General features: G+C 42.3%; 25 protein-coding genes. 13 read left to right on the top strand and 12 right to left on the bottom strand.

Annotation, left to right across the window (positions count from 1 at the left end; translation table 11 throughout):
* Positions 1-137 precede the first annotated feature (137 nt).
* Both N773_RS0106025 and N773_RS22175 read right to left on the bottom strand, forming a co-directional pair.
* A complete protein-coding gene (locus N773_RS0106025) occupies positions 138-1,664 on the bottom strand; it encodes a hypothetical protein (protein ID WP_024856946.1) in 1,527 nt (508 codons plus the stop codon).
* A gap of 223 nt (positions 1,665-1,887) precedes the next feature.
* Entirely contained in the window at positions 1,888-2,253 is a 366-nt protein-coding gene (locus tag N773_RS22175) for a hypothetical protein (RefSeq protein ID WP_196231606.1), read from the bottom strand.
* Between the two features lie 343 nt (positions 2,254-2,596).
* Between N773_RS22175 and N773_RS0106015 the strand changes: the two genes are divergently transcribed.
* The gene (locus N773_RS0106015) at positions 2,597-3,487 is read left to right on the top strand and encodes a hypothetical protein (RefSeq protein ID WP_024856944.1); all 891 of its coding nucleotides are present in this window, start codon (positions 2,597-2,599) and stop codon (positions 3,485-3,487) included.
* 311 nt (positions 3,488-3,798) lie between these two features.
* On the opposite strand, the gene N773_RS19840 is transcribed toward N773_RS0106015, so the two are convergent.
* Entirely contained in the window at positions 3,799-4,152 is a 354-nt protein-coding gene (locus N773_RS19840; RefSeq protein ID WP_051454260.1) for an SIR2 family NAD-dependent protein deacylase, read from the bottom strand.
* 32 nt (positions 4,153-4,184) lie between these two features.
* On the opposite strand from N773_RS19840, the gene N773_RS22170 reads away from it, so the two are divergent.
* Positions 4,185-4,343 (top strand): hypothetical protein, encoded by a 159-nt coding sequence (locus N773_RS22170; RefSeq protein WP_155250859.1) that lies wholly within the window; start codon positions 4,185-4,187, stop codon positions 4,341-4,343.
* 67 nt (positions 4,344-4,410) lie between these two features.
* Here N773_RS22170 and N773_RS0106000 read toward each other — a convergent pair whose 3' ends face one another.
* A complete protein-coding gene (locus tag N773_RS0106000; protein WP_024856943.1) occupies positions 4,411-4,863 on the bottom strand; it encodes a hypothetical protein in 453 nt (150 codons plus the stop codon).
* Between the two features lie 523 nt (positions 4,864-5,386).
* Here N773_RS0106000 and N773_RS0105995 point away from each other — a divergent pair.
* Entirely contained in the window at positions 5,387-5,701 is a 315-nt protein-coding gene (locus tag N773_RS0105995) for a hypothetical protein (RefSeq protein ID WP_024856942.1), read from the top strand.
* 83 nt (positions 5,702-5,784) lie between these two features.
* Here the strand turns inward: N773_RS0105995 and N773_RS21095 are convergent, their stop codons facing one another.
* From N773_RS21095 to N773_RS0105955, 8 genes are all read right to left on the bottom strand, one after another.
* A complete protein-coding gene (locus N773_RS21095) occupies positions 5,785-6,909 on the bottom strand; it encodes a DUF6892 domain-containing protein (RefSeq protein ID WP_024856941.1) in 1,125 nt (374 codons plus the stop codon).
* A 545-nt stretch (positions 6,910-7,454) separates the two neighbouring features.
* A complete protein-coding gene (locus tag N773_RS21090) occupies positions 7,455-9,269 on the bottom strand; it encodes a hypothetical protein (RefSeq protein ID WP_024856940.1) in 1,815 nt (604 codons plus the stop codon).
* 446 nt (positions 9,270-9,715) lie between these two features.
* A complete protein-coding gene (locus N773_RS0105980; RefSeq protein WP_043537818.1) occupies positions 9,716-10,831 on the bottom strand; it encodes a cysteine desulfurase family protein in 1,116 nt (371 codons plus the stop codon).
* Positions 10,824-11,696, bottom strand: a complete 873-nt coding sequence (locus N773_RS0105975; protein WP_024856938.1) for a tRNA 2-thiocytidine biosynthesis TtcA family protein — start codon at positions 11,694-11,696, stop codon at positions 10,824-10,826. Before N773_RS0105975 ends, N773_RS0105980 begins: the two co-directional genes overlap by 8 nt.
* Before the next feature lie 39 nt (positions 11,697-11,735).
* A complete protein-coding gene (locus tag N773_RS0105970; RefSeq protein WP_024856937.1) occupies positions 11,736-12,545 on the bottom strand; it encodes a HesA/MoeB/ThiF family protein in 810 nt (269 codons plus the stop codon).
* Positions 12,529-13,125: a GNAT family N-acetyltransferase gene (locus N773_RS0105965; protein ID WP_024856936.1), complete on the bottom strand. Its 597-nt coding sequence runs from the start codon at positions 13,123-13,125 to the stop codon at positions 12,529-12,531. The genes N773_RS0105970 and N773_RS0105965 overlap by 17 nt, the downstream gene beginning before the upstream one ends.
* Before the next feature lie 12 nt (positions 13,126-13,137).
* On the bottom strand, positions 13,138-13,638 hold the full coding sequence (locus N773_RS0105960) for a GNAT family N-acetyltransferase (protein WP_024856935.1): 501 nt from the start codon (positions 13,636-13,638) through the stop codon (positions 13,138-13,140).
* Between the two features lie 4 nt (positions 13,639-13,642).
* Complete coding sequence (locus N773_RS0105955) at positions 13,643-14,422, bottom strand: tRNA threonylcarbamoyladenosine dehydratase (protein WP_024856934.1); 780 nt, start codon at positions 14,420-14,422, stop codon at positions 13,643-13,645.
* A 155-nt stretch (positions 14,423-14,577) separates the two neighbouring features.
* Here N773_RS0105955 and N773_RS0105950 point away from each other — a divergent pair, with 155 nt between their 5' ends.
* From N773_RS0105950 to N773_RS0105905, 10 genes are all read left to right on the top strand, one after another.
* Positions 14,578-15,603: a DsrE/DsrF/DrsH-like family protein gene (locus N773_RS0105950; RefSeq protein ID WP_024856933.1), complete on the top strand. Its 1,026-nt coding sequence runs from the start codon at positions 14,578-14,580 to the stop codon at positions 15,601-15,603.
* A gap of 16 nt (positions 15,604-15,619) precedes the next feature.
* Entirely contained in the window at positions 15,620-16,213 is a 594-nt protein-coding gene (locus N773_RS0105945) for an HD domain-containing protein (protein ID WP_024856932.1), read from the top strand.
* Between the two features lie 474 nt (positions 16,214-16,687).
* Positions 16,688-17,032, top strand: coding sequence for a NifB/NifX family molybdenum-iron cluster-binding protein (locus N773_RS0105940; protein WP_024856931.1), 345 nt, complete (start codon positions 16,688-16,690; stop codon positions 17,030-17,032).
* 17 nt (positions 17,033-17,049) lie between these two features.
* A complete protein-coding gene (cysK, locus tag N773_RS0105935) occupies positions 17,050-17,997 on the top strand; it encodes a cysteine synthase A (RefSeq protein ID WP_024856930.1) in 948 nt (315 codons plus the stop codon).
* Between the two features lie 14 nt (positions 17,998-18,011).
* Positions 18,012-19,346 (top strand): nitrogenase component 1, encoded by a 1,335-nt coding sequence (locus N773_RS0105930; RefSeq protein ID WP_024856929.1) that lies wholly within the window; start codon positions 18,012-18,014, stop codon positions 19,344-19,346.
* A gap of 6 nt (positions 19,347-19,352) precedes the next feature.
* Positions 19,353-20,906: a nitrogenase component 1 gene (locus tag N773_RS0105925; protein ID WP_002852632.1), complete on the top strand. Its 1,554-nt coding sequence runs from the start codon at positions 19,353-19,355 to the stop codon at positions 20,904-20,906.
* Between the two features lie 22 nt (positions 20,907-20,928).
* Positions 20,929-22,011 (top strand): ABC transporter substrate-binding protein, encoded by a 1,083-nt coding sequence (locus N773_RS0105920; RefSeq protein ID WP_024856928.1) that lies wholly within the window; start codon positions 20,929-20,931, stop codon positions 22,009-22,011.
* A 28-nt stretch (positions 22,012-22,039) separates the two neighbouring features.
* A complete protein-coding gene (locus N773_RS0105915; RefSeq protein ID WP_024856927.1) occupies positions 22,040-22,819 on the top strand; it encodes an ABC transporter ATP-binding protein in 780 nt (259 codons plus the stop codon).
* On the top strand, positions 22,816-23,784 hold the full coding sequence (locus N773_RS19825; RefSeq protein ID WP_024856926.1) for an ABC transporter permease: 969 nt from the start codon (positions 22,816-22,818) through the stop codon (positions 23,782-23,784). The genes N773_RS0105915 and N773_RS19825 overlap by 4 nt, the downstream gene beginning before the upstream one ends.
* 57 nt (positions 23,785-23,841) lie before the next feature.
* Positions 23,842-24,399 (top strand): flavin reductase family protein, encoded by a 558-nt coding sequence (locus tag N773_RS0105905; protein WP_024856925.1) that lies wholly within the window; start codon positions 23,842-23,844, stop codon positions 24,397-24,399.
* The last annotated feature ends 7 nt before the right edge of the window (positions 24,400-24,406 follow it).

The raw sequence follows: 24,406 nt of genomic DNA, 5'->3' as shown, positions 1-24,406 counted from the left end.
AAAAACAATACGTGGCTGTTGCAACCAAGCAACAGCCACGTATTGTTATAGGTGCTTTAGCGTAAATAAAAAGCTTAGCTGAACATTTCGTCATCAGCTAAGCTTTTATTTGCTTTGGATTGTATAATCCTTTATTATTATTCTACAGAATAAGTAGTTGAATTGTCGCCCTTTGTAATTATGAGGTAGCCATATGCCATATGTGCCTTATCAACATCTTCAACCAGCTTTTTACCAGTTACCTGATCGAATACGGCTTTCTCCTTATTTGAGAATACCATATTCTTACCGATGTATGTTCCTGAAGGCAGCTTAAGTGCGGGTTCATTCTTTTCCCATACCATGAAATCGTAAGTATCGCTTTCCTTGACATAGCTTGCTGTTTCTGAGAAACCATAGTCCTGATCAGCTACGATAACCTTGCCTGTCTCATCGATGATGTCGGTCTTGCCGTCTTCTTTTTCAGCATTGAAGTAACCGGGTATATCAAAGTCTCTGATGGACTTATAGTCTTCCTTGGTTATCTCTGTGCCGTCGAGAGCAAGCAGACCTACTTTGTCTCCGTATTCACCGTTTGTATAAGTGAAGAAACCGTTGCCTGCATATGTAATATTGCCATATTTAGGTTCGAGGACTATGGCACCGTTCTTGTACATGATACCAGCCTTTTTGGTTTCACCATCGTACAGCATGAAGAAATCCTCAGTGGAAGACATTTCGGAGATCGTATACTTTGTACTGAACAGAGGGTTGAGCTCATGGTCATATACAATTCTACCATCTTCTGTCTGACCTACGAGCATATTGTTGCCTACAGTATTATATTCATATCCAAGTTCAAGTACTTTATCCTCAGAGTTAACCCATACTCTATTATTATCATCGTCAGAGAAGCTTACGAGATCACCATATGCACTGTAGTTTGGAGATGTAGTAACAGTAGTGTTCTCAAGATACTTTTTGCTTTCGATATCGTATACCTTCACCTTGCCCTTGTAGAGAACATCTCCATCATTTACCTTAATTGAGAACTGAGTTGCGGTAACGTAGTAGATAGCTTCGTCCTCATTGTCGGTCTCAGCCTCAGGGAAAAATGCTATAAGGAAATGATCATTGAGGGATTTGTAAAGTCCAACACCATTATCAGCAGCCTGTACAATATTACCCTCAGCATCGATAAGACCGGAGTAGATCATACCGTCCTTTTCTACAGAGTATGTGTAAAGATCTGTATGATCGAGTTTCTCAACATTAAAAGCCTTGCCATCAACGAGCTTTTCACCCTTATAGTTACAGCAAGCTATAGTTTTATCATCTATCTTGGAATAGATCAGGCTGTCTGTATCGCCCCAGAAATCGATATCCTTGCTGGAGAACTTTGCAACTTCCTTGAGTTGTGCTGTTTTGAGTTCAGCCTTTTTGAAATCTGCGGGGTCGAACTGGATATCCTCCTGCGCAGTGACTTCGGAGTCTTTCTCTTCTGGAGTTTCCTCTGCAGGTTCTTCATCAGTAGTGGTCTCATCCGCAGCTGTTGTTGTAGCAGCTGTAGTAGTTGTTGTAGTCTCTGCCTCAGATGAATTATCATCTCCGCTGCTGCAAGCGGTCATGCTTACAGCCATAAGTGCAGCCAGCAGTATTGCCAGCTTTCTGCTGTTTTTATTCATTTTGTTTTCCTCCTGTTAATTTTAGGCTGATCATCACTCAGCCCGATAATATAATGTAGTAATTAAATTATATCACACGCTAAAACCATAGTCAACGATTGTAAATAAATATTGTCACAGAATATCAACAATATTTTATTAAATAATGTTTTTATGGATATTTCGCACAAATCGGATATGGTATCGTTTTCCTATTTTCCAATTACTGTCAAGCATTAAGGATTTACCGTATTATGATATTAGAAATAGCTGTTGAAATCACGTCTTCTATACCACAGACCCTATCCATCTTATCTTTGTCGGGAGCATTTCTTAGTGCTTCGATACCTGCTCTCCACAGAACCAGAGTATTTACCTTCGGTGATTCTATCCGCTGTGACAAAGCACTATTGCGGGCGTACATATCAGATATCATCATAATACACTGTGAAGCTATATTTGTCGAGAGAACAAGGTCATTCAGCCTTTTATCCGCAAGCATATGATAGTATTTCCAGTCAGCATTTTTGTCTTTGGTTTTCATATGCTCACTCAATGCAGCAGAAGCTGTATTAAGCTCTTGAATGCAGCTTCCCAGCAATTGTTTCATGGTGTCAAGCAGCATTTTTTCTTTGTATAATTCGATATATATTTTCTGAAAGTTTTCGGTTATTTTCTGAGATTCTTTGTCTGCTTTTTCAGCTTTGTCAATTGAGACGTGCAAAGATGTAAACCTGAGTTTACATTTGCATGGTTGATTTTGTGTTAAATTCAAGTTTAAATAATTATTTTTATAAAGAAAGTGCTGATTTCTCAAACAGATCATTGACATTTGATACGTTGTATGATAAAGTATATAAGGTCGTGCTACCAAAACATGGTCGATTATATTTTTTGAAAGAAGGATAATTAAATTGAAAAATAATTTATCTGGAAGAGTGACAGCTTTGTTAATGGCTTCACTTATAGCTGCAGTATTTTCTGCCTGCGGCAAAGTCGATGATACTGACGAACGTAATGAAGCCGCGGAAACAACAGCATCTGAAACAGTCACAGAAGAATCAACCGATGCAGAAACAGTTGAATCTATTGCAGAAACAACAGCAGTTACAACTGTTCCCGAACCCGTAGTAACATCAAATATCACTTCTGAAACAGCTAAGGAAGATGATTCAGAAGTGGAAGAAAACAATGCGCAGGTCACTGATGACAGGTTTGATCCGTTTATTGAAGGCCTTTCCGAAGCAATACGTGAAGGTTCCATGTATTATGAAGGTCCTGAGAATACTGACAGTGAATCGACCAGCGTATGTCTTGAACTTTGTACCAAAGGCTTCAGCTATACGTTTACCGACATTGACAATGACGGTGAGTATGAACTTTTTATTGGTAATAAATATACTGACAATGAAGGAGTAACATCCTATATGTGTGAAGGATTTGTTGTGATCACCCCAAACGGTGATTATAAAAATCTTGCTTCAAGCTGGACAAGATCAAGCACTGAATACGTTGGCGGTTTATATTTCCACTCAGACGGATCAGGCGGAGCAGCTCTTCATGAAGCAGAAATCTACCGTTATGATCCTTCTACACAGTCTTTGGCGGTAGAAGCAAATCTTGTAACAGATTATGATGAACCAGATCCCAGTCAGCTTCCTATCGCGTATTACACGCTGTACGAAGGAACAATGTGGGACTTTAGGATCAGTGCCAAAGCCAAAGATGATCCGAATGCACTCCACGGTGATGAAGCTCAGAATAAATGGAACGAATATAAGGCAAAAGCTTATGCCGAAAACAATAAGCTTGCTGATGCACAGTGGATAAGAGTAGATATTTAATGAAACCCTGAATACAGATTTGGTCAGCATTCACTTGGAAAGCGATACGCTATCATAGGGTAAAATATAGATACCTGCATAATCTCCTGATTACCAACGAACATAAATATTCGCCCCGTTTCCGTTATAATACGGTTGCGGGGCGATATTATCTCATAACGTATCCATTAAATCGCGGAAAAAACCTGTCCGATTTTGTCATAAATACGTAAGTCCGCACGTTCATCCATTGGCGTAAGCCCAAGATTGATGATGACAAGGGGCTTATTTTTGAATTCATGCACCAAACTAACTGCTGGATTCACCGTAAGTTATGTTCCACCAACGATCAGCATATCAGCCTTTCTGATATAAGCCGTAGCTTTTTCAAGCAGGTGCTTATCCAGTTTTTCGCCGTACAAAACTGTATCGGGTTTGATGATCCCGTGACATATTTTGCATCGAGGTACGCCTTCTGTTTCCAAGATGGCAGATATTTTATAGGATTTATTACATCTCATGCAGTGGCAGTGCATGGTATTGCCGTGCGGTTCTATCACTTTTTTACTTCCTGCAGCCTGGTGCAGGCCATCGATATTCTGCGTAATTATAGCACGAAGTTTTCCTTGTTTCTCCCATTCAGCCAGTTTCAGGTGCGCAGCATTCGGCTTTACGTCATAGCCCATGACCCGCTTATTACTGCAAGGGCAAGTGCGGTATGAATATCGCTAAGGTGTACGTCGTGGAGCTTTCCGAAGCCCAGGTAGAGGGGCTTCTTGACGGCAAGTCCACAAGCTACACATCTAAAGTCAAAAAGACTATTGTCCGCTCTGAGATCGTGGAGAATCTTTATAATGGCAAGATGTATTATCAGTAGAAAACGGAGAGGAGTAAATAAAAACAGCAAGGGTGTCCTTGCTGCTTGAGGTTAGCTCAATACATGATTAGTCAAACGATAATCTTTTATTATACGCTGTCAGAAACCTTCCTGAATGATCTTCGGTGTGTTCAAATAAAAGCCATTGCTCACATTCCTCGGCATAATGCGGATAAGCATTGGCAACAAAGCATTCTATTCTCACACCATTATCCAGTTCAAGAAACAAATCGTTGGACTTACTAATTGATATATTAGTGACTTTTCCGCCAATTATCTGATCCTTATATTTTTCTGTGTTGAACCATTCATCATTGTGTTTACTATCAGTTTGATCCCATGAGTTGTAATCAATCGTTGTTATTATAAGGTCATCTTTTAGAAAAATGCGGGTTAATCCAAGTCCATGCAAAACGAGATTATCGTTGAAACAGAAATCAAGCATTTCACATATGCAGTTAAGACTTTCAAGTCTTTTTCCAACCCAAAGATTTATAAACGCTTTTATCTCTTTTTCCATTTTACAAAATTCCCGATAATGGTTTTATTGAAAAATACTGATCTTTCAAGCGGTCAAACCGTCCCTTTACATACCTTATTATACCAAACCGCACCGAAAAAGTCAATCGCTTGCGGGGCTAAATCCAGAAAGACGAGGAGTGTTCTTTATGAACAATAACCAGCTTGCGGAAGGCTGAAAAGAGACTGCACCGGAAGAAGCACCAAAGAAGTCAAACAGCAGAAAAAAGAAGAAAGATACCTCTGCGGACAAGTCACAGCCCGCAGCCGTGTAATTATATAATATACTGTGACAAAACCGAGGACGAAATAGAAAGAATCGAAAAAGAGTGATTTTGGTAGAAAAAAGGTAGAAATTTCTGGTAGAAGTCAATTATATGATTTCACGGAAGTTTCGCAAAAGCCGTAATACCGAAAGAAAAAGCATATAAAACGAAAAAGTTCATTTAATGCGCTGTACTTTGAGCCGATTTTATGATATACTGTATTTGAATCTGTAACAAATCACGCAGGGAGGTTACATCTTGAATAAACTGAACTTTTTATTTCTGATACTTCTGCTTCCGTTCATCATACTTATTCGGATTATCACCCCGAACAAAGACCGAAGTGGAAGAAAGATGACTGACACCATTGAACGTAAATACCCCAAATGTAAGATCATTAGAATCGATATGCAATACGATAACGAATCGTCTGCCGCAAGTATAGCAGGTAAAGCTAAAAATGTTAAAGGCGCGGTGGTCGCCATTGAAAATAACGAGGAAAGACGTATTTTATATCTCTCCTATATATATAACAACTGGCATATCACCAAGGACGAAACTTACAATGGCTAAGATATCTTTTGAAAAAACGGCAGGAAGAGTGCTCTCCCTGCCGTTTTATATCTGTCTGGAATAATAAGCGGTTTATCTGTATTTTATTCCTTAATTTCGATCCCATGTTTCTTTAGCCTGCTTATCAGCGTTTTGCTTAGATTTTCAGGGCTGTTTATCAATTGTATGAGCTTTAGATTCGGAAATTGAGAAAGCTCTGCATCTGAAACTCTTTTCAGGTCAAAATAATCATCCTCTCCATCCCAGAACGGATAGATCTGACCGTAGATATCATCGCCGCCATCCATAATGATCTCTTCAATCTCGGGGGCAAGAGATGACGGGATCTCTAGTTTCTTAAAATACTCGATGGCAGGTTTGATCGGATCATAGCCTTCATCATCAATATTTATCTCACGGGGCGGATAGCATTTGGCAAACTCATAAATATCGAATTTAGGTTTAAGAAGCTCCTTCTCATACATAAGCACCTGTATGATACATAATTTGAAATTTAAATTATCAAATTTAAGTGCAGGCTCATTGATCGGCTTTAACTCATAAGGGTTGTCAACGATGACTCTCTTGGGTTTCTTTTCTTTTTTTGCAGCATATGAAACATCTATAGTTTTTCCGTCGGGCATAAGATCTTCGATACGTCCATTCTGTTCAAATACTGCTTTTAAGTAATCCTTTGTATCTACGATACGAAGATCACTCAGTTTTTCTTTGCTCCGCTTTGTCAATATCGGATCATATCCGAAACACTGATCGTATTCTGGTTCCCCGAGTTTGTCTACTGCCTCGGAGTACTTTATGAACGTATATTGTTCTTCATTACCATAAGCCTCGAGGCTGCATAGACCTTTAAAGAAATGATCTAGTGACGGCAGGAAAAAATTGTTACGCATATATCTGTAATATGCACACTCCAGACTCCATTTCAACTTACCATCTTTAAAAGTAGTTATAAAAGCAATAATATCTCCAAAAGCAGTAACTATAACAGGAACAGGTTCCTGTTTGTATAATCTCAAAGTGCTTTCTTTATAAAAATCCTTGTAAACATCAGGAGCGATCACCCTGAAATATCCGTTCATGAACGAACCGTATCCATATTCTTTCCAAAACTCGATCCACTCGGAAGGCAGTTTATCCTCATATTTTTTTATAGTCTCAGGGCTTACATCACTCAATTTTTCAAAATCGTCTAAAACCTTATAATCCATTGATTTCTCCTTTTTCAAATGCTGTCAATTTTCCAGTAATTATGTTATTTCTTATAAATGGATCCGATGCTACTAAAGAGCATGGTCAACGCCGATTTCAAGAGTAAGCATATTACTTGTCCTTATTATTTATTATACTGCATCTTCGCCGATAAGTCAATTGCCTATCAACATAAAGCAAAGTATTATACGATTATCATTTTATCTCATCACTTAAAATGTAAGATCGGCAGGGCTATATTATGTTGAAGATTTTTTGCGTTGTTAAGTCATATGTCTCATTGTGGAAATCATATAAATATTTATACATTTGTATGTTTAAACCATACAGCAAACATTAATCCAACAAATCAGCATTCCGATAAATAAAGCGGCAAAGGACTGTTGTCCCTGCCGCTTGTATGTTTCGTTATATTCGGGTAATTGATGATCAGTCGAGATCGGTATATCACGACCGTAACTGCTTTAGCGGGAGCATGAGCTGTTATCCGTTTAAAGCTTATATTTCCCTAATTGTCCTGTGTACGGAACTTGGGACAGGATATTTATTTCGGGGTCACAGTTATCGCATTGCTGAAATCTGTGTTCCATTTTCCATTAAACATAGCGGATACAGCTACCTTGTATTGATAGCCGGCTTTGAGGTCTTTGAGCACATATGAAGTACCTATGCCCTCAGCCAGTATCTTCCATCTGCCGTTTATAAAGCCTGCAACTGCATATTTTTCAGCACCTTCAACAGCGTCCCAGCTGAGTTTTACAGCGTTATTACCCTTTGCATAGGTAACAGCGGGATTGTCTTTTACAGGCTTGAGTTTCGGTGTAACTACGATTGCATTGGAGGGATCGGTGAACCATTCGCCGTTCAGTTTTGTTGCTACACATACCTTGTATTCCTTGCCAGCCTGGAGGTTTTTAAGCACGTATGAAGTACCCTCACCCTGATCTAATATTCTCCATTTGCCGCTTATAAAACCTGCAACTGCGTATTTTTCAGCACCCTTTACATCAGTCCACTGGAGTTTTACTGCACCATCGCCCTTTAAGCAGGTGATCGTAGGAGGAGTGTAGGTGAGTTTGTCTAAGATCACTGTCTTGTTTGTGGTGTAGGTCTTACCGTTCAATTTTACGGCAGCGGTATAAACTTTCTTACCTTCTTTTACGTAAGTCGGACTGGTTGTCTTTGAAGTGATGGTCGCATCAACAGTCTGAACATCTTCGCAGTTCTCACACTTGAAAGTTGCAGTTGCTGTGTGGTTTTTAGCGTCATACTTCCATTCGGGTCTGCCGTAGCTGTGACCTGACGCGGGGATAATGACGTCTTCCTCGTCTACCTCGTTTTGTGCTTCTTCATCGAGATAATACTTATCGTTGTACTCGTCGTACCAGTGTTCGATATTGCCTGCGTTAAGGCAGCCGGCAGGTACTGCATCAACATGGGTAACGGAGACAGGCAGAACGGCATTGAACTCAATTTCAGACATCTGCTGGATATTATCGGTTGTATCTACGATATCATCGATAATAAGCAGATAGTACTTATATTTTATCCTGTTATGAGGAACAGCATAGGCAAATTCCGTATAATTCACAGGCTGTAAAACAGTATCGTCTGTTACCTGATTTACAAGTGACCAGATATCTTCGTCTATGTCTGTAACTTTATGTTCGGTATAAGAAGGAGTGTAATCTGCTGCCGCTTCGCTGTTGCTTCCGTAGATACGCCAGCTTTTCCAGTTTCTGCCCGGGTAGCGTGAAGTATCATTTGCGGTAGTCAGAACATAGTTATGGATAGCAAAAGGCGTATCAGCCTCGAACAGCAGCCAGTCACTGTCTCTGTTTGCATATACGCCTGAGTTTATAACTCTGCTGCACCACTTGGTATTTTGTTTTTTGTCAAATATCAGAAAAAGGTGCTCATCTGAAGGTGTATGGAGGCCCTGACCAGCGTCAATTATGGAAATACCATCATAACCGCTTCCTACGATATCAAACGATCTTGTTATAACGCCCTGATAATCGCCTATACCCGTGATAACAGCTTTATAGTTGCCTGTTTGTTTCGGGGGTGCAGAAAATTCAGTGATTTTTCCGTCGGAATCGGTCTGGGAATAGGAGACGGTGTAATCGATGTCTTTCTGTAATTTTGTGCCGTTAAGTTCTACGGACTGAACTTTGGCTGAGTGCGCTTTCATTGTTACGGTTGCATTTGAAATGCTGATTTCCGATTCAGCGCTTGCCACAACAGAAATACTGCGTGAAAGATCAAATGCGCCTATGTTTGCTGGTACTGCACCACCAACAAGAGTAATTGCCAGCGATGCGGCAGCTAAACGTTTCCATGTTTTGCGAACTTTCATTTTTTCTTTCCTCCTCAAAAATAGATTTATTCGCGGGATACACTGTGTTACCCTAAGAAAAAATAATATGATGAACCTTAACGTTAATTATTATATCATATTCATTTATTTTCATCAAGCAGTTTAATCATTCTATTTATTTTATACACAAATATTTGTGAATAACAATGAATTACATTATTTGGAATTTAGCAAATATGACGAAGTTAATTTTTATAAGGAAAGTGTAATTATATAACAGTCCTGAAAATATCTGATCTTACTATCACTTATCATACCACTTAAAATACCTGATAGAGAGGGAAAAATTATGTTACATTTTTCCGACTGCGTCGGAGGGGGAAAGCTGCATAAGCAATCTTATTATGGAAAAACAGGCTTTGCCTTGATGAGCCAAAGGGATAACCATATATTGCCATGATACTTAGCTTGATCTGTCCGCTAAATCAGAGAATAATGCTTTCTAGAATTTCAAGAAAACGCTCTAGCTCTTCCTCGGTTGTCAGGTGTGAAAGGCTTATACGCCATGAACTGAGAGCACGCTTTCTGTCGTGAAAAAGCGCCATTACAGACCTAGAGGGCGTGTTCGCCACCGAGCAGGCGGATTTGACCGATACACAAACTCCCTGCTCATCCAGAAGGTGGCGAATATCCTCGCCCTTAATGCCTTTGACGGATATGTTTAGTATGTGTGGGACACCGTCCTCTGGGCTGTTTATCAATATCCTGTCATTTTCTGAAAAATGCTCCCTAAGCTTTCTGTTCAGCTTTTTTACTCTGGCGATGCGCTCATCGTATTCATCAATAGCATATCCGAATGCAGCAGCACAGGCGGCAGCAGCAGGTGCATCTGGTGTTCCGCTGCGGTATATAGTGGTGCTTGCACCGCCGTGAATAAGAGGTTCGAGCACGATGTTTTTAGCTTTGTACAGAACACCGAAGCCTTTAAGCCCGTAGAATTTGTGTGGTGCAAAGCTGGCTGTATGTACGCCTGTCAGAACGAGCTTTGTTTTGCCTATTGTCTGAGTCGCGTCAACGTGCAGAACGCAGTTGGGATAGCTTTTTACTATTTCAGCGATCTCGGAGATCGGCTGAACTGTGCCCAGTTCGCTGTCAACGGCGCATACCGCACAAAGCACTGTGTCATCGCGTATAAGACTTTTCAGATGTTCGGTATCGACTTTGCCGTTAGGCAGGATATTCACCAGGTCTATCTCCCAGCCTTGTTCCTGCAGATATGTAAGCGCACCGCCTACGGAACTGTGTTCAAGAAATGTAGAAACGATGTGCTTGCCTTTGCGCCTGCGGCTATAGGCTATGCCCTTTATAGCAAGATTATTTGCTTCGCTGGCACCACTTGTGAATATAAGTTCATCAGGTGATACACCCAGCAAACTTGATATTTTTACAAGAGAATCGTCCACTGCGGTTTTTGCTTTTTTACCCTCATTGTGGATTGAATTCGGATTAGCGAATGCATTTTTTGCTGTTTCTGTATATACCGAAATGACGCGTTCATCAGGGGGAGTATCAGCTGAATAATCAAGATAGATATCACTCATCGCAAACCTCCGCAATAGTTCCTCTGACGCTTCTTCCATCATTGAAATCATCAAGAAAATGATGGTATTCTTCACCACGGTGATATGAGATGATGGTTTGCAGGTTTACGTTTTCTACACTGCGGAATATGTTCATATCTATGGCAGGACTTTTTGCTCTCAGCTGTTTAAGCAGTGTTTTGACCTCCTGACGCTTAGAACCGCCGCCACCGTTATCGCACATAGTGCAGTTCTCGGTGAACCGGCAGGCGCACTGGATAAACTGCAGGTCGTTGTACTGTTTCCACTTGATTATATCTTCCTCGCGTACCATATACATAGGTCGAATAAGCTGCATACCCTCGTAGTTTTCGCTGTGTATCTTTGGCATCATGGTCTGTACCTGAGAGCCGTACAGCATACCCATTAGGATAGTTTCGATAACATCATCAAAGTGGTGTCCAAGTGCTATCTTGTTGCATCCAAGTTCCTTTGCGGTCTTGTATAGATATCCTCTTCTCATTCTCGCGCAGAGATAGCACGGGTGCTGATCCACCTTTGCAACTGCATCGAAAATCTCAGTTTCAAACACTCTGATCGGTATCTGCAAAAGTTCTGCATTTTCGATTATTTTCTGATAGTTTATCTCGTTATAACCCGGATTCATCACCAGAAAAACCACTTCAAATGGTATCTTTGAATATCGCTGCAGACGTTTCATGCACATCGCCATCAGCATTGAATCCTTTCCTCCCGAAATACAGACAGCGATCTTGTCGCCCTCCTGTATCAGATCGTATTCCTTTATTCCTTTGAGAAATTTTGACCATATAGTCTGACGGAACTTTTTTACAACTGAAAGTTCTATATCGTTGGGTATTTCCATTTATATCACCTTTCGTAAAAAACTTATTATACTTCACGTTTATATATGACACTCAGGCGGCTGATAATTGCAGTCTTCCAGTGCAGTAATTGTCGGGTTATTACCGCATACTGCACAGCCTGTATTTTCTTTCGGCAGAGGAACTTTTCTGAACTCCATAGTCAGCGCGTTATAGGTCAGAAGAGTTCCTGTCAGTAAATCACCCGTGCCAAGAATATATTTTATAGCTTCCAGAGCCTGCAGGCTTCCTATCACCCCTGCCATAGCTCCGATGACTCCTGCTTCCTTGCATGACGGCACAGCACCTTTTTCAGGCGGTTCGGTGAAAACGCATCGATAACATGGTCCTTTGTGAGGAACGTAGGTCATCAGCTGTCCCTGAAAACGCAGTATGCCCGCGTGGGAGAAAGGCTTCTCAGCCAAAACGCAGGCATCATTTATCAGAAATTTTGCCGCAAAATTATCAGTGCCGTCGATGATAAAATCGTAGTCTTTTATTATCCGGAGAATATTCTCCGAAGATATGTATTCGTGATATGTTATCACTTTGACATCGGGGTTCAGAGTATTTATGGTCTCCTTTGCGGAGTCAGCTTTAGGCTTGCCGATATCTTCGGTGCCGTGGATTATCTGTCTTTGCAGATTTGTGATATCAACATTATCGGCGTCGGCTATGCCTATTGTTCCTATTCCCGCTGCCGCAAGGTACATCAAAGCAGGGGAGCCAAGACCGCCCGCGCCTATCACAAGTACCTTGGCTTCAAGCAGTTTTTTCTGACCGCGCACACCTACTTCTTTTAGCAGTATGTGTCTTGAATATCGATCTATCTGTTCATTTGTCAGTGCCATGATCCGCTACCTCTTGTATATTATCGAAAACTGTGATATCGGGCTGTATATCAAGATGTTCGCCTATTGTCTTACCAAGCCATACCATATCATACCACCGCGTGAATTTGTATCCGCTTTTCGGGAAAGTCCCCCTGAGTTCATAGCCCATATGCTTATGAAAATCAAAGCTGTTAAAATCGAGATATTCGTCAGCTTCACCATTCGGCACACCTATGCAGGCGTACAGGTCTATCACACCCATAGCCCGAAGATATTTTTCAAGCTCGCTATAAAGAAATCTGCCGATGCCCTGCTTTTTTTCTCTGTGGTCAACATAAATGGTAACTTCTGCTGACCAGTCATAAGCCTTTCGTGCTATGAATTCGTGGGCATAAGCAAACCCGATCATCCTGCCTTTCATTTCGGCGGCAAGATATGGATAGCGTTTGGTGATATCCCTTATCCTGCACGAAAATTCTTCGATGCTCGGCACTTCATATTCAAATGTGATGGCTGTGTTTTTTACATAGTAGGAATATATATCCAGAAGTTCCTTTGCGTCATTCACCGAAACTTTTCTTATTGTTATATCACTCATATCAGTCCCTCGTTATTTGCCAAGATATACTTCCATATCATAGCTCACAACATTTCCTTTTACAGATTCGGATATGCCGTGGTTTGAATATCCCATGCTCTCATAAAAACCGATAAGAGATTCCTTGCAGGTCAATGATACATGATGTATGCCTGCCGATTTTGCGTAAGAAAGTATATTCGCCATAAGGTTATGTGCTATCTTTTTATGGCGATGATCGGGGTGTACTGCAAGCCCGTATATCAGCAGATGTTCACCGTTATTATCGAACCCGCTGTCCTGTTCGTAGAGGTCATCGGTTATATAAGGCTTGTCTGAACGGCTGCCATCGATAAGACCGACTATATGCCCTGCGGTCTCAGCCTTGAAAAACCACTGGGGAAAATGTGTAAGACGGTATTCAAAAGCTTCTTTAGATGCTGCCTTTTCGGGCGGAAATGCAAGACATTCTATATGGTGAAGCTCATCAAGGTCGGAAAGCTCCGCCTGCTTTATAACGATATCTGCTGACATACATTCATCTCCTTTTCTTTGCCTTGTGATAGCCGGTCGTGATATCTTTTACCACCTCACCGGCAATAAGCAGACCTGCCACCGCAGGTACGAAAGCTGTGCTTCCGGGGATATCCCTGCGCTCGGTACACTTGTGTTTCGCATCAGGGGGACATATACAATGTGTGCGGCAGCTTATGGACATATCCTCGATGGGGCGGGTGGGAATCTCATCCGAGTAAACTACTTTCAGTTCCTGAACACCTTTTTTTCTCAGCTCGTATCGCATGACCCTTGCAAGGGGACATACTTTTGTATCATAGATATCGGCTATCTGCATACGTCCCGCGTCCAGCTTGTTGCCTGCGCCCATAGCGCTTATTATCAGAACTTTCTTCGCCTTTGCACGCATTATGATCTCAAGCTTTGCCGTCACAGTATCAACCGCGTCGATAATATAGCTGTATTCCTCAAAAAGGAAATCATCGGCATTTTCAGGCAGAAAAAAACATTTGTGTATGCGGATATCCACATTGGGATTTATCTCCCTCATCCTCTCGGCCATGACCTCAGCTTTGTATTTGCCTACGGTCTTTCGTGTAGCTAATATCTGTCTGTTAAGATTTGTCAGGCACACCTTGTCATCGTCGATAAGATCGAAAGCCCCAACTCCGCTTCGCACAAGCGCCTCGCAAACATATCCTCCCACGCCGCCTATACCGAACACTGCCACCCTTGCAGAAGACAGCTTGTCAATGCCTTCTTTTCCTATAAGCAGTTGTGTTCTTGAAAACTGATCCAGCATCGGTGATCCTCCTTATATTTAATACCTTAGTATTATATCATTTAAATCATAGTTAGTCAATAGATTTAATATGTTATTAATTCTTTCTTCATTGAAATCCTTTTGGAAAAGGTGTATCCTATATATAATATGTTAATGGAAAGGGAGATGGTGAAATGGAAGAAACTATTATAAAGCATATCTCGGCTGAGGAATTTCTGAAAATCGATAAAAGCGGTATAACTTTGCTGGATATCCGTGAGGAGTATGAAGTGCAGATCAAGCCGATATATTCTGCACTGAACATACCGTTCTCGGAGCTTACTAAAAGGCTTTCCGAGGTGGACAAAAACAAGCCTGTATATGTCATCTGTTCCACAGGCGATCTCAGCGAAGAAATAACAGAAATACTAACTGACATGGGATACGATGCGTACAATATAGATGGTGGATACACCGCCTATAAAGAACAGACAGAAGCAATTCCGCACCGTGAGCTAGACATAAGGGGAGTTTGCTGTCCGGGACCCGTGGTGCGCACTGCTGAAGCGCTTAAAGATATGGCATACGGTCAGCGTCTGGATATTGTTTCGGACGAAGCAGCATTTTCTTCGGACATAGCCGTATGGTGTGAACGTACAGGCAACAGGCTGGTGAGCCTTGAAAACGAAGGCAGAGATATAAAAGCTGTCATAGAAAAACAGCCGCCAAAGAAAATATCGGATATACGCCCAAACGGAAAGACCTTTGTTCTTTTCAGCGGTGATCTTGACAAGACCATAGCAGCTTTTATAATGGCAAACGCGGCGGCATCAATGGGCAGAGAAGTAACTTTGTTCTTTACTTTCTGGGGGCTGAATGTTCTCCGCCGACCCGAAAAAGTAAGGATCGGAAAGAACATAGTTGAAAAAATGTTCGGATTCATGATGCCGAGAGGAACAAAAAAGCTGGGTCTTTCCCGTATGAATATGTGTGGAATGGGCGCTAAAATGATACGCTCGGTAATGAAAAGCAAGGGCGTAAACTCCCTTGAAGAGCTGATTGCTTCCGCTAAAGCCCAGGGTGTGCGGATAGTTGCCTGCCAGATGTCCATGGACATAATGGGCATACATCGTGAAGAACTGATAGACGGTGTTGAGCTTGGCGGTGCAGCCACATTTATAGGTTGCGGCGAACAGAGCGATATGAGTCTGTTTATATAATAAGGAGGAGAAGATAATGATATCAAGAAACGAATCTTTTGAGCTGCTCAGAAAGTACAACAAGAACCATTTCCATCTACAGCACGCGCTTACTGTTGAAGCGGTTATGAAATGGTATGCGGCAGAACTCGGATATGGCGATGATGCTGAATACTGGGGGATAGTTGGTCTGCTTCATGATATAGATTTTGAATTATATCCTGAGGAACACTGCATAAAAGCTCCCGAACTGCTGAGAGAAGGCGGTGTCAGTGATGATATCATACATGGGGTATGTTCTCACGGCTACGGCATAACTGTCGGCTGTGGCGTTACGATAGATGTTGAGCCTATACACGAGATGGAGAAAGTTCTGTTCGCTGCTGATGAACTGACTGGTCTGATTGGTGCTGCAGCTCTCATGAGACCTTCAAAGAGCACAAAGGATATGGAACTGAAATCTCTGAAAAAGAAATACAAAAGCAAGGGTTTTGCTGCCGGCTGTTCGAGAGAAGTCATCGGCAGAGGCGCAGATCAGCTGGGCTGGGAGCTTGACAAGCTGCTTGAACTCACCATGCGGGCAATGGCTGATACTGAGGATATCATAGCTCAGGAAATGAGCGAGCTTTGATAGATCTGATTTAAATATATAAATATAATAGTAAACGGCTTGTTCTGTTAGTGGACAAGCCGTTTTTATGTTGTGATTATCGGGTTTGTGATATCAATTATCATAGATCGGAGATCAAACGTGATCTTCAAAAAGACGATAATCAGTCTAATGTCCTGAAAAGCTTTGTTTCATGTGATGTAACGTTATCACGTATTTAGTTTTTAGCGCATTTTGTGCTACTGTAAAAAACTGTAAATCTAAGGAAATTAACTACAGAGAGATGTTTTGCTCATTGTTCGTTTACAATTATTGGCTTATTAGTTGATGATTATAAAGCGTTGTGATAACGTTGCCTTATATTTTCGTTGACGAAAGAGAATTTTATGATATAATAATAATCAATAAAGACAGATATGACATATAAAATTAATCTATTAGGTATGAATTTTATCAATAACTATAAATGATTTTAATAAGGAGAGTAAAAAATTTATGAGCCAATATCGAATAGCAGTTGCTACGGCGGATGGACATAAAGTGGACCAGCATTTCGGTTCTGCTTCAAGGTTTGATATCTATCGTATCGAAGATAATGTTTCCGCCAAGGAAAAAACTGTATCCTTTGGAAATCAGGAAGGATGCAGCGGAGATCACAGAGGTGCAGAAGCAAGACTTGAACTTGTGGAAAACTGCCAGTATGTTATCGCCGCACGCATCGGGAGCAGGATACAGAGATATTTTGAGACCCAAAGAAAGAAATTTTTTGAAATGCCCGGTTCTGATACGGATTATGTGATCGAAAAGATTGTAGAGTACAGAAAACGGAGCGGTAAGTAAGGAAAGGTGATGTGATCATGTCAAAGGTAGCAGAAAATCTGACAGAGCTTATAGGCAATACGCCGCTTTTGAAAATAAGCAGGCTGGCAGGAGATGACGAACTATATGCAGAGGTGTATGCAAAGCTTGAATACTTCAATCCTCTGGGAAGTGTAAAGGACAGGATAGCTCTGGCGATGATAGAAGATGCAGAGGAAAAAGGACTGTTAAAAGAAGGGTATACCATAATTGAACCCACAAGCGGAAATACAGGCATCGGGCTTGCATTTGTCGGTGCGGTCAAGGGATATAAAGTTATACTGACAATGCCAGAGAGTATGTCGGTAGAAAGACGCAGGCTGGTAACTCAGCTTGGGGCAAAGGTGATACTTACTCCTGCGGCAGAGGGTATGAAAGGTGCTATCCGCAAGGCGGAAGAACTCAATGCGCTGATAGAGGATTCATTTATCCCACAGCAGTTCGATAACCCTGTAAATCCGGAAATACACACAAAAACTACAGCACAGGAGATCATAAGAGATACCGATGGTAAGGTGGATTACTTCGTTGCAGGCGTTGGTACAGGCGGAACTGTAACAGGTACGGGCAGAGCTCTTAAACAGAATGATCCCAATACAAAGGTGATAGCAGTTGAACCCTATGATTCATCTGTACTTTCGGGTGAAGCTCCCGGACCTCATGTGATACAGGGTATAGGAGCAGGTTTTGTGCCGCATATCTTCGACAGAGAAGTAATTGATGAGATATTCAGGGTGAAGAACAAGAAAGCTCTGGAAACTGCACGAACAGCGGCAAGGCTTGAAGGGCTGCTGGTGGGTATCTCATCGGGTGCAGCATTGTTTGCAGCTATCGAACTTGCTAAACGCAAAGAGAATAAAGGCAAGCGCATAGTTGTGCTTCTGCCTGATACGGGAGAACGTTACCTTAGTACCGCACTGTTCGATCAGCCTGCGGAACTTGCCTGATAAGGAGGGATATCATGTCATTTATAGAAAGACCAAGGTTTTCATGTATGCTGGGAGGCGCACTTGCAACTCTCACCTCTCTTCCGAGAGTAATACCTATAATACACGGAGCGCAGGGCTGCGGCGGTCAGCTTACCAATTCATTTGCTTACGGCGGATATCTGGGCGTTGGTTACTGCGGCGGTGCATCTCTTCCCAGTTCAAATGTAAGTGAAAAAGAAATAATTTTTGGTGGTGCTGAGAAGCTCAGAAAAGAGATACTTGCGGCCTACGATGTAATGGACGGCGATCTTTTTGTAGTAGTTACAAGCTGTATGACCGATCTTATCGGTGATGATGTTGAAGCGGTCATCAGCGAGGTAGAAAGACCCGAGTATCCTCTGATATTCGTTGATACAGGCGGATTCAAGGGCAATTCTTACTATGGTTATGATATCGTGATAAAGAGCCTTTTTGAACAGTACATACCCGTAACAAAAGAAAAAGATGAAAAGCTTGTTAATCTGCTTGGACTTGTACCTGCATACGATCCGTTTTTCAGGGGCGACCTTGAAGAGATAAGGAGAATACTCTCACTTATCGGTGTTAAAGCAACTACCTTTGTAACACCCGACCAGACTATCGAGGATATCAGAAATGCCGGTAAAGCAGCTTTGAATATCGTTCTTTCACCTGTAAACGGAATAAGAGCTGCAAAGGCGGCTAAGGAAAAGCACGGTATAGAATATATAGTTACCGATCTTCCTATCGGCAGCAATGCTTCAGTTAAGTTCGCAATTGAAATAGCAGAAAAGCTAGGCATTGACAGGGAATTTGCTGAAAAAGCTCTTGAAAAAGAAGTTGAGCGTTATTACAGCTATGTTGACAGAGCAACCGACGTCATTGCAGATACGGATTTCCAGAACTATGCAGTGGTAGTCAACAATGCGACACAGGCACTGCCTTATGCACAATATCTTGATAACGAGATAGGCTGGCTGCCCGAGTATGTATTTATAACCGATGAACTCAGGGAGAAAAATAAGGAGATCATTCGCCGACATTTTGAAGAACTGCCTTTTGAATATCGTCCAAAGCTTGTATTTGAAACGGATACCTCAAAGATACAGCAGTACATCACACAGAATGACCCTCAGTTTTTGTCGGATACCTATTATGAAAAACTTGAGCCTGCATTCGTGCTTGGCAGTTCTATCGACAGAAAGCTTTCACAGGTACTGAACGGAAATTTCCTGAATATAAGCTTTCCTGCAATGAGCCGTATCATACTCAACAAAACATACGCAGGCTTCAACGGCGGACTTGCACTGCTGGAAGATCTGATAACAGCACAGGTATCGGGGAGGTAAAGATATATGAAATTCGATGTAAATTTTGATGTGCAGGTACCAAATCCCAGAGAGAGGCAGAGAGCCACAGCCTATGCTTTCGGCGGATGTACCAGTGATCTAAGGAGCGGTTCATGCGCAGGATGTCTCGGTAGATGCGACCGCAGCTTTACACAGGCTATGTTCTGCCAGATGGGTGTTTCGACACTGATATCATTCTCGACAAAGGATTCGGTAGTTATAATGCACGGCCCGGTGGGCTGCGGTTCACAGTCCCATGGTATTGATTTCAGCATAAAGCAGTACGGTGCAGCACGCGGAGTGAAGATGGAAGGTGCAAGATGGCTGAGTACAAATCTTACGGAGACCGACGTTATAAGCGGCGGAAATGAAAAGCTTTACGATACCATTATCGAAGCCGACAGACGCTTCCGTCCCACAGCTATATTCGTCTGCAATACCTGTGCCCCAGGAGTTATCGGAGATGATATAGAAAGCGTTGTTAACCATGCACAGGAGCAGGTAACTGCAACAGTTGTACCGCTCCATTGTCCCGGTTTCGGCGCAAAGGTGTTCTCCTCGGCATATGATGTGGTGTACCACGGCATAATGCACAGGTTTGGCTTTGAGCCTAAAAAATATATCGATTATACCCCATTTGACAAGAGCGATCCCGACTACGAGATCAAAAAGCAGCGATATGAATACAAGAAGAGCCGAACAGTGACTCTGTACAATGCATGGTCCATAGGTCCGGGAGACGAAAAGGAGATCAAGAGGCTTTTGAATGCTTTGGGGATAAACGTTAATATATTCGTTGAATACAAAGAGCCCGATGACTGGAGATTTATTACCGAGACTGCACTCAATGTAAGCTTTTGTCATGTACATGATGTGTACTTCCTTGAATACCTGAAGCGGGAATTCGGTATACCTTATATTCTGCCGACTATCCCCATTGGAACCGAGCAGACAGTAAAATTCATAACAGCCATAGCGGAGTTCTTCGGGCTAGAAAAGGAAGCAGAAGCACTCCTGAAAAAGGAAACTGAAAAGCTGAAAAAGGCACTTGAACCCATAAGGAAAAATGTTGAAGGCAAGAGCGTTCTGATAAGCGGCGGTTTTCTGCGTATCGGTGCAACGGGACTTCTGGCAGATGAGATAGGACTTAAAGTTGTGGGTTTCAGAAACTTCAACTATGATGAATTCGGAGATCAGCTGTTCAGCGAGGTTCAGGAAAAGATAGGCGATGTGCAGAATGCGGTATCTACTCAGGCAAACGAGCTGGTGAACATGGTATACAAGCTGAAACCGGATATTGCCATATCTCACCCTTCGGTGGGTGTATGGCTTGTAAAGGCAGGCGTACCTTCGCTGACATTGTTTGCACAGAGATTTACATATTTCGGTTTTACGGGAGCATACTCCCTTGCAAAGAGGATAGAGAGAACTCTGAAGAACACAGCCTATGCACGGAATATTTCAGAACATACCAAACTTCCGTATCAGGAGCAGTGGTATGGCAAGAGCCCATACCATTATATAACGGGTCTGCCCGAAACGGATAAGCCCACTATCTGATTTATGCGAAAGGAAGATATTTATGAAGAAAAGAGTAAGGAAAGCTATTGAAGTAATGATCGCAGCTTCACTGCTTATCAGCACCCTGACTGCCTGCGGAAGTTCATCGGGTAAAAAGTCCTCGGGAAGCGGAGTTAAAAAGGCAAGTGTAGGTACACTTGAGGTCGCATGGTTCCCGTCATCGATAAAGTCTGCGCTGACGACGGTAGCCTACGATCAGGGATATTTTGAAGAGGAGGGCGTGACGGTAAACTGCGATGTTCTTCTCTCCACTGCTGACAGCTTAACAGCACTGTCAACGGGAAAGGTAGATGTGGTACCTGTGGGTATCACATTGCAGTTACAGTTCATGGCAGAGGGTCAGGATCTTATATTCTTCGGCGGTTCGGCACAGGAGGGCGGAGCTATCATCACAAAGCCTGAAAATACTGAACAGTTTGCTGAACTATCCGGCTGGGCTGGAAAGAAATGGGCATCAGCCAGAAGCTACACGGGTGATAACATCATACGTGCAAAGCTGCGTGAGATCGGCATAATTCCCGAACAGGATATAGAGATAGATTACCTCAATGATGATACTTCCATCGTTCAGGCGGTATCAAAGGGTCAGGTCGATGTGGGATACATCACCGCCGATGGCGTACAGACAGCCAAGAATTTCGGACTTGATCTTGGTATAAAGGTCGGAGATATCGACCCCTGCTATCCTTGCTGCCGTCAGACCACTACTTCTAAGGTAGTACAGGAAAAGCATGATGAGCTTGTAGCCTACCAGAGAGGTCTGATTAGAGCTTACAAACTGATACTCAATGATCATGATAATGCCATAGATATCATGGTCAGACAGACGGGGCAGACCGAGGAATATGTTACAGAAGCACTATACGGTGACTATGCTTCAAGGTACAACCCCGACCCCGCCAAAAACAGAGTTGTTGATTATGCGGCGTATCTCATAGGCGAAGGCATAATCAAGGACGCTGACATAAGCGGAAATGTCAACACAGAGATCTTCCGCGAAGCACTGGATCAGATACTTAAAGAATATCCTGATGATCCTGATTATCTGGCACTTAAAGAATTCTCGGACAAATACGATGTATAAAAGATGATATTATAAGGAGGAACCGATAATGAGTAAAATAGAATTTCGTAATGTTTCATTCAGCTATGAAGCTGATAACAAAGCAGTTAATATCCTTGATGGTCTGAACTTTAAGGTAGAAGAGGGAGAGTTCGCTTGCCTTATCGGTCCTTCGGACTGCGGAAAAAGCACGCTTGTATCTCTTCTGCTCGGACTTCAGTTTCCTACAAAGGGTGAGATACTTATAAACGACAAACCTGTTACAGGTCCTGATGTGAACAGAGGAATGGTGTTTCAGCACTATTCACTGTTCCCGTGGCTTACCGCAAAAAAGAATATCATGTTCGGAATTAAGGAAGCCGGTATACTAAAGAACAGAAAAGAGATAGCAAAGAGGGCAGAGGAGTATCTTGAACTGGTTGGACTTGCTGATAGCGCAGATAAATACCCGCACGAGCTTTCGGGCGGAATGCAGCAGCGTGTGGCGCTTGCAAGAGCCTTTACGATGGATACGGATATACTTCTCATGGACGAACCATTCGGTGCTATCGACCCGCAGAAGCGTGTAGAATTACAGGAACTCAGCATAGAACTCTGCAAAAAACGCGGAGAGAAGAAGACTGTTGTATTCATTACCCATGATATCGACGAAGCGCTTGTGCTGGCTGACAAGGTATACTTCATGGAGCCTCATAAGATCAGGACAGAAGTAAATGTAGGTCTTCCCGAGGATACACCGAGGGAAGAGCTGATAAGACTGAACAGATATGATCAGCTTCGCCATGAGCTGCTCGACCTGTTTACAGAAGTGAAGGTGAGAACTGCATGACAGACGCAAGGACATTAAATTCGTTGGAAACACACGGCAGTGAGAAAACATACTCTGTCGGAAAAATAATACTGAACATAGCTGTTGTCACACTCTTCGCGGGAACAGTGATAACACTTTCATTTATAAAAGGAAAGGTCAGCGCACCGAAAAACACCGTCTATGTTGCCATCATGGGACTTATATGGCTCTACCATATTGCTAAGGCAGTTATAAAAAAGGAGGAGTATCATCCCGATATTGCCGTGCTGATATACAGTCTTTTTCTTATATGGGATATATCTTTCCGAATACTCGGCAATGGCAACCCTGTGCTTTCTCCGCCAATGGAGAATGTATTTGAAGTGTTCCTGAAGGACAGCGAATTTATCGCAGATGGTATAGGCCATTCTCTGATGATACTGGTGACAGGTTTTTCAATAGCACTCATATCTGGAAATATCCTGGGCATGATAGTGGGCTGGGTAAAGCGGCTCAATAATGATTTTACACCCATCGCCAAAGTACTCAGTCCTGTACCTCCAATGGTATATACCCCGTATCTTATCGCACTGATGCCCACATTTACCTCTGCATCGATAGCTGTAATAGGCATAGGTATGTTCTGGCCGATATTTCTTGGAATGATAAACAGGGTCGGCAGCATAAACGGAAGACTGATAGATTCTGCAAAAGCAATGAATGTCAGCACACCAACTATGCTTTTCAAGGTGATACTGCCTTACAGTATCCCGTCGATAGTCGGTAATCTTAAAATACAGATATCCACCATATTCATGATTCTTATAATGGCAGAGATGATCGGTGCCACCAGCGGGCTTGGATTTTTCATAAAAAAGTATTCCGACTATGCCGATTATGCCAGAGTGCTTGCAGGTATATTCGTTGTAGGCGCTGTGATAACCATTCTGAATGTTCTGCTGGATATAGCGGAGAAAAAGCTTATAAAGTGGAAAGCTATCTGAAAGACGGATAATATATACGTTTTTGTTCTGTTTTAATAAAATCAAGGAGTTGTTCATATGAAAAAAAGCTTTGAAAAAGGATTTGTAACACCACTACCGGTGTTCATTATTGCAACCTATGACAAGGAGGGAAAACCCAATGCCATGAACGCTGCATGGGCGGGACAGGCAGGCGGAGACCTTATCTCTATAAGTCTCGGAGACCACGTTTCCACTGAAAACATCAAGCTGAATAAGGCTCTAACCGTGAGCTTTGCAACAAAGAAATTCATAGCTGAATGTGACTATGTGGGGATAGTGTCGCAGGCTAATGTTTCGGATAAGCTGGATAAAGTCGGTTTCACTGTAACCAAGTCCGATAAGGTCAATGCGCCGATCATCGACCAGCTTCCCGTTGCGCTTGAATGTAATGTCAAAGACATAATCGAGGAGTACGGCGCGACAAGAGTGGTCGCACAGATCATTGGTTTGAAAGCAGATGAAAGTGTTCTGACTGATGATAAGGTCGATCTTGGCAAACTCAATCCGCTGGTGTTTGACTCGTCCGCATTAGCCTATCGCGTAATAGGTGAAATAGCAGGAGGAGCATGGAACGCAGGTAAAAAGTTTGAGTGAACTATTT

The sequence above is a fragment of the Ruminococcus albus AD2013 genome, from assembly GCF_000526775.1.
GTDB lineage: Bacteria > Bacillota > Clostridia > Oscillospirales > Ruminococcaceae > Hominimerdicola > Hominimerdicola alba_A.
Note: the sequence above shows the minus strand (reverse complement) of the source record. Positions and strands in the feature narration are given on the sequence as shown.

Excerpts from the sequence above, each read along its gene's own strand:
- N773_RS0106025 (WP_024856946.1), bottom strand. The coding sequence starts at position 1,664 with ATGAATAAAAACAGCAGAAAGCTGGCAATACTGCTGGCTGCACTTATG.
- N773_RS22175 (WP_196231606.1), bottom strand. The coding sequence starts at position 2,253 with ATGAAACAATTGCTGGGAAGCTGCATTCAAGAGCTTAATACAGCTTCT.
- N773_RS0106015 (WP_024856944.1), top strand. The coding sequence starts at position 2,597 with ATGGCTTCACTTATAGCTGCAGTATTTTCTGCCTGCGGCAAAGTCGAT.
- N773_RS19840 (WP_051454260.1), bottom strand. The coding sequence starts at position 4,152 with ATGGGCTATGACGTAAAGCCGAATGCTGCGCACCTGAAACTGGCTGAA.
- N773_RS22170 (WP_155250859.1), top strand. The coding sequence starts at position 4,185 with ATGAATATCGCTAAGGTGTACGTCGTGGAGCTTTCCGAAGCCCAGGTA.
- N773_RS0106000 (WP_024856943.1), bottom strand. The coding sequence starts at position 4,863 with ATGGAAAAAGAGATAAAAGCGTTTATAAATCTTTGGGTTGGAAAAAGA.
- N773_RS21095 (WP_024856941.1), bottom strand. The coding sequence starts at position 6,909 with ATGGATTATAAGGTTTTAGACGATTTTGAAAAATTGAGTGATGTAAGC.
- N773_RS21090 (WP_024856940.1), bottom strand. The coding sequence starts at position 9,269 with ATGAAAGTTCGCAAAACATGGAAACGTTTAGCTGCCGCATCGCTGGCA.
- N773_RS0105980 (WP_043537818.1), bottom strand. The coding sequence starts at position 10,831 with ATGAGTGATATCTATCTTGATTATTCAGCTGATACTCCCCCTGATGAA.
- N773_RS0105975 (WP_024856938.1), bottom strand. The coding sequence starts at position 11,696 with ATGGAAATACCCAACGATATAGAACTTTCAGTTGTAAAAAAGTTCCGT.
- N773_RS0105970 (WP_024856937.1), bottom strand. The coding sequence starts at position 12,545 with ATGGCACTGACAAATGAACAGATAGATCGATATTCAAGACACATACTG.
- N773_RS0105965 (WP_024856936.1), bottom strand. The coding sequence starts at position 13,125 with ATGAGTGATATAACAATAAGAAAAGTTTCGGTGAATGACGCAAAGGAA.
- N773_RS0105960 (WP_024856935.1), bottom strand. The coding sequence starts at position 13,638 with ATGTCAGCAGATATCGTTATAAAGCAGGCGGAGCTTTCCGACCTTGAT.
- N773_RS0105955 (WP_024856934.1), bottom strand. The coding sequence starts at position 14,422 with ATGCTGGATCAGTTTTCAAGAACACAACTGCTTATAGGAAAAGAAGGC.
- N773_RS0105950 (WP_024856933.1), top strand. The coding sequence starts at position 14,578 with ATGGAAGAAACTATTATAAAGCATATCTCGGCTGAGGAATTTCTGAAA.
- N773_RS0105945 (WP_024856932.1), top strand. The coding sequence starts at position 15,620 with ATGATATCAAGAAACGAATCTTTTGAGCTGCTCAGAAAGTACAACAAG.
- N773_RS0105940 (WP_024856931.1), top strand. The coding sequence starts at position 16,688 with ATGAGCCAATATCGAATAGCAGTTGCTACGGCGGATGGACATAAAGTG.
- cysK (WP_024856930.1), top strand. The coding sequence starts at position 17,050 with ATGTCAAAGGTAGCAGAAAATCTGACAGAGCTTATAGGCAATACGCCG.
- N773_RS0105930 (WP_024856929.1), top strand. The coding sequence starts at position 18,012 with ATGTCATTTATAGAAAGACCAAGGTTTTCATGTATGCTGGGAGGCGCA.
- N773_RS0105925 (WP_002852632.1), top strand. The coding sequence starts at position 19,353 with ATGAAATTCGATGTAAATTTTGATGTGCAGGTACCAAATCCCAGAGAG.
- N773_RS0105920 (WP_024856928.1), top strand. The coding sequence starts at position 20,929 with ATGAAGAAAAGAGTAAGGAAAGCTATTGAAGTAATGATCGCAGCTTCA.
- N773_RS0105915 (WP_024856927.1), top strand. The coding sequence starts at position 22,040 with ATGAGTAAAATAGAATTTCGTAATGTTTCATTCAGCTATGAAGCTGAT.
- N773_RS19825 (WP_024856926.1), top strand. The coding sequence starts at position 22,816 with ATGACAGACGCAAGGACATTAAATTCGTTGGAAACACACGGCAGTGAG.
- N773_RS0105905 (WP_024856925.1), top strand. The coding sequence starts at position 23,842 with ATGAAAAAAAGCTTTGAAAAAGGATTTGTAACACCACTACCGGTGTTC.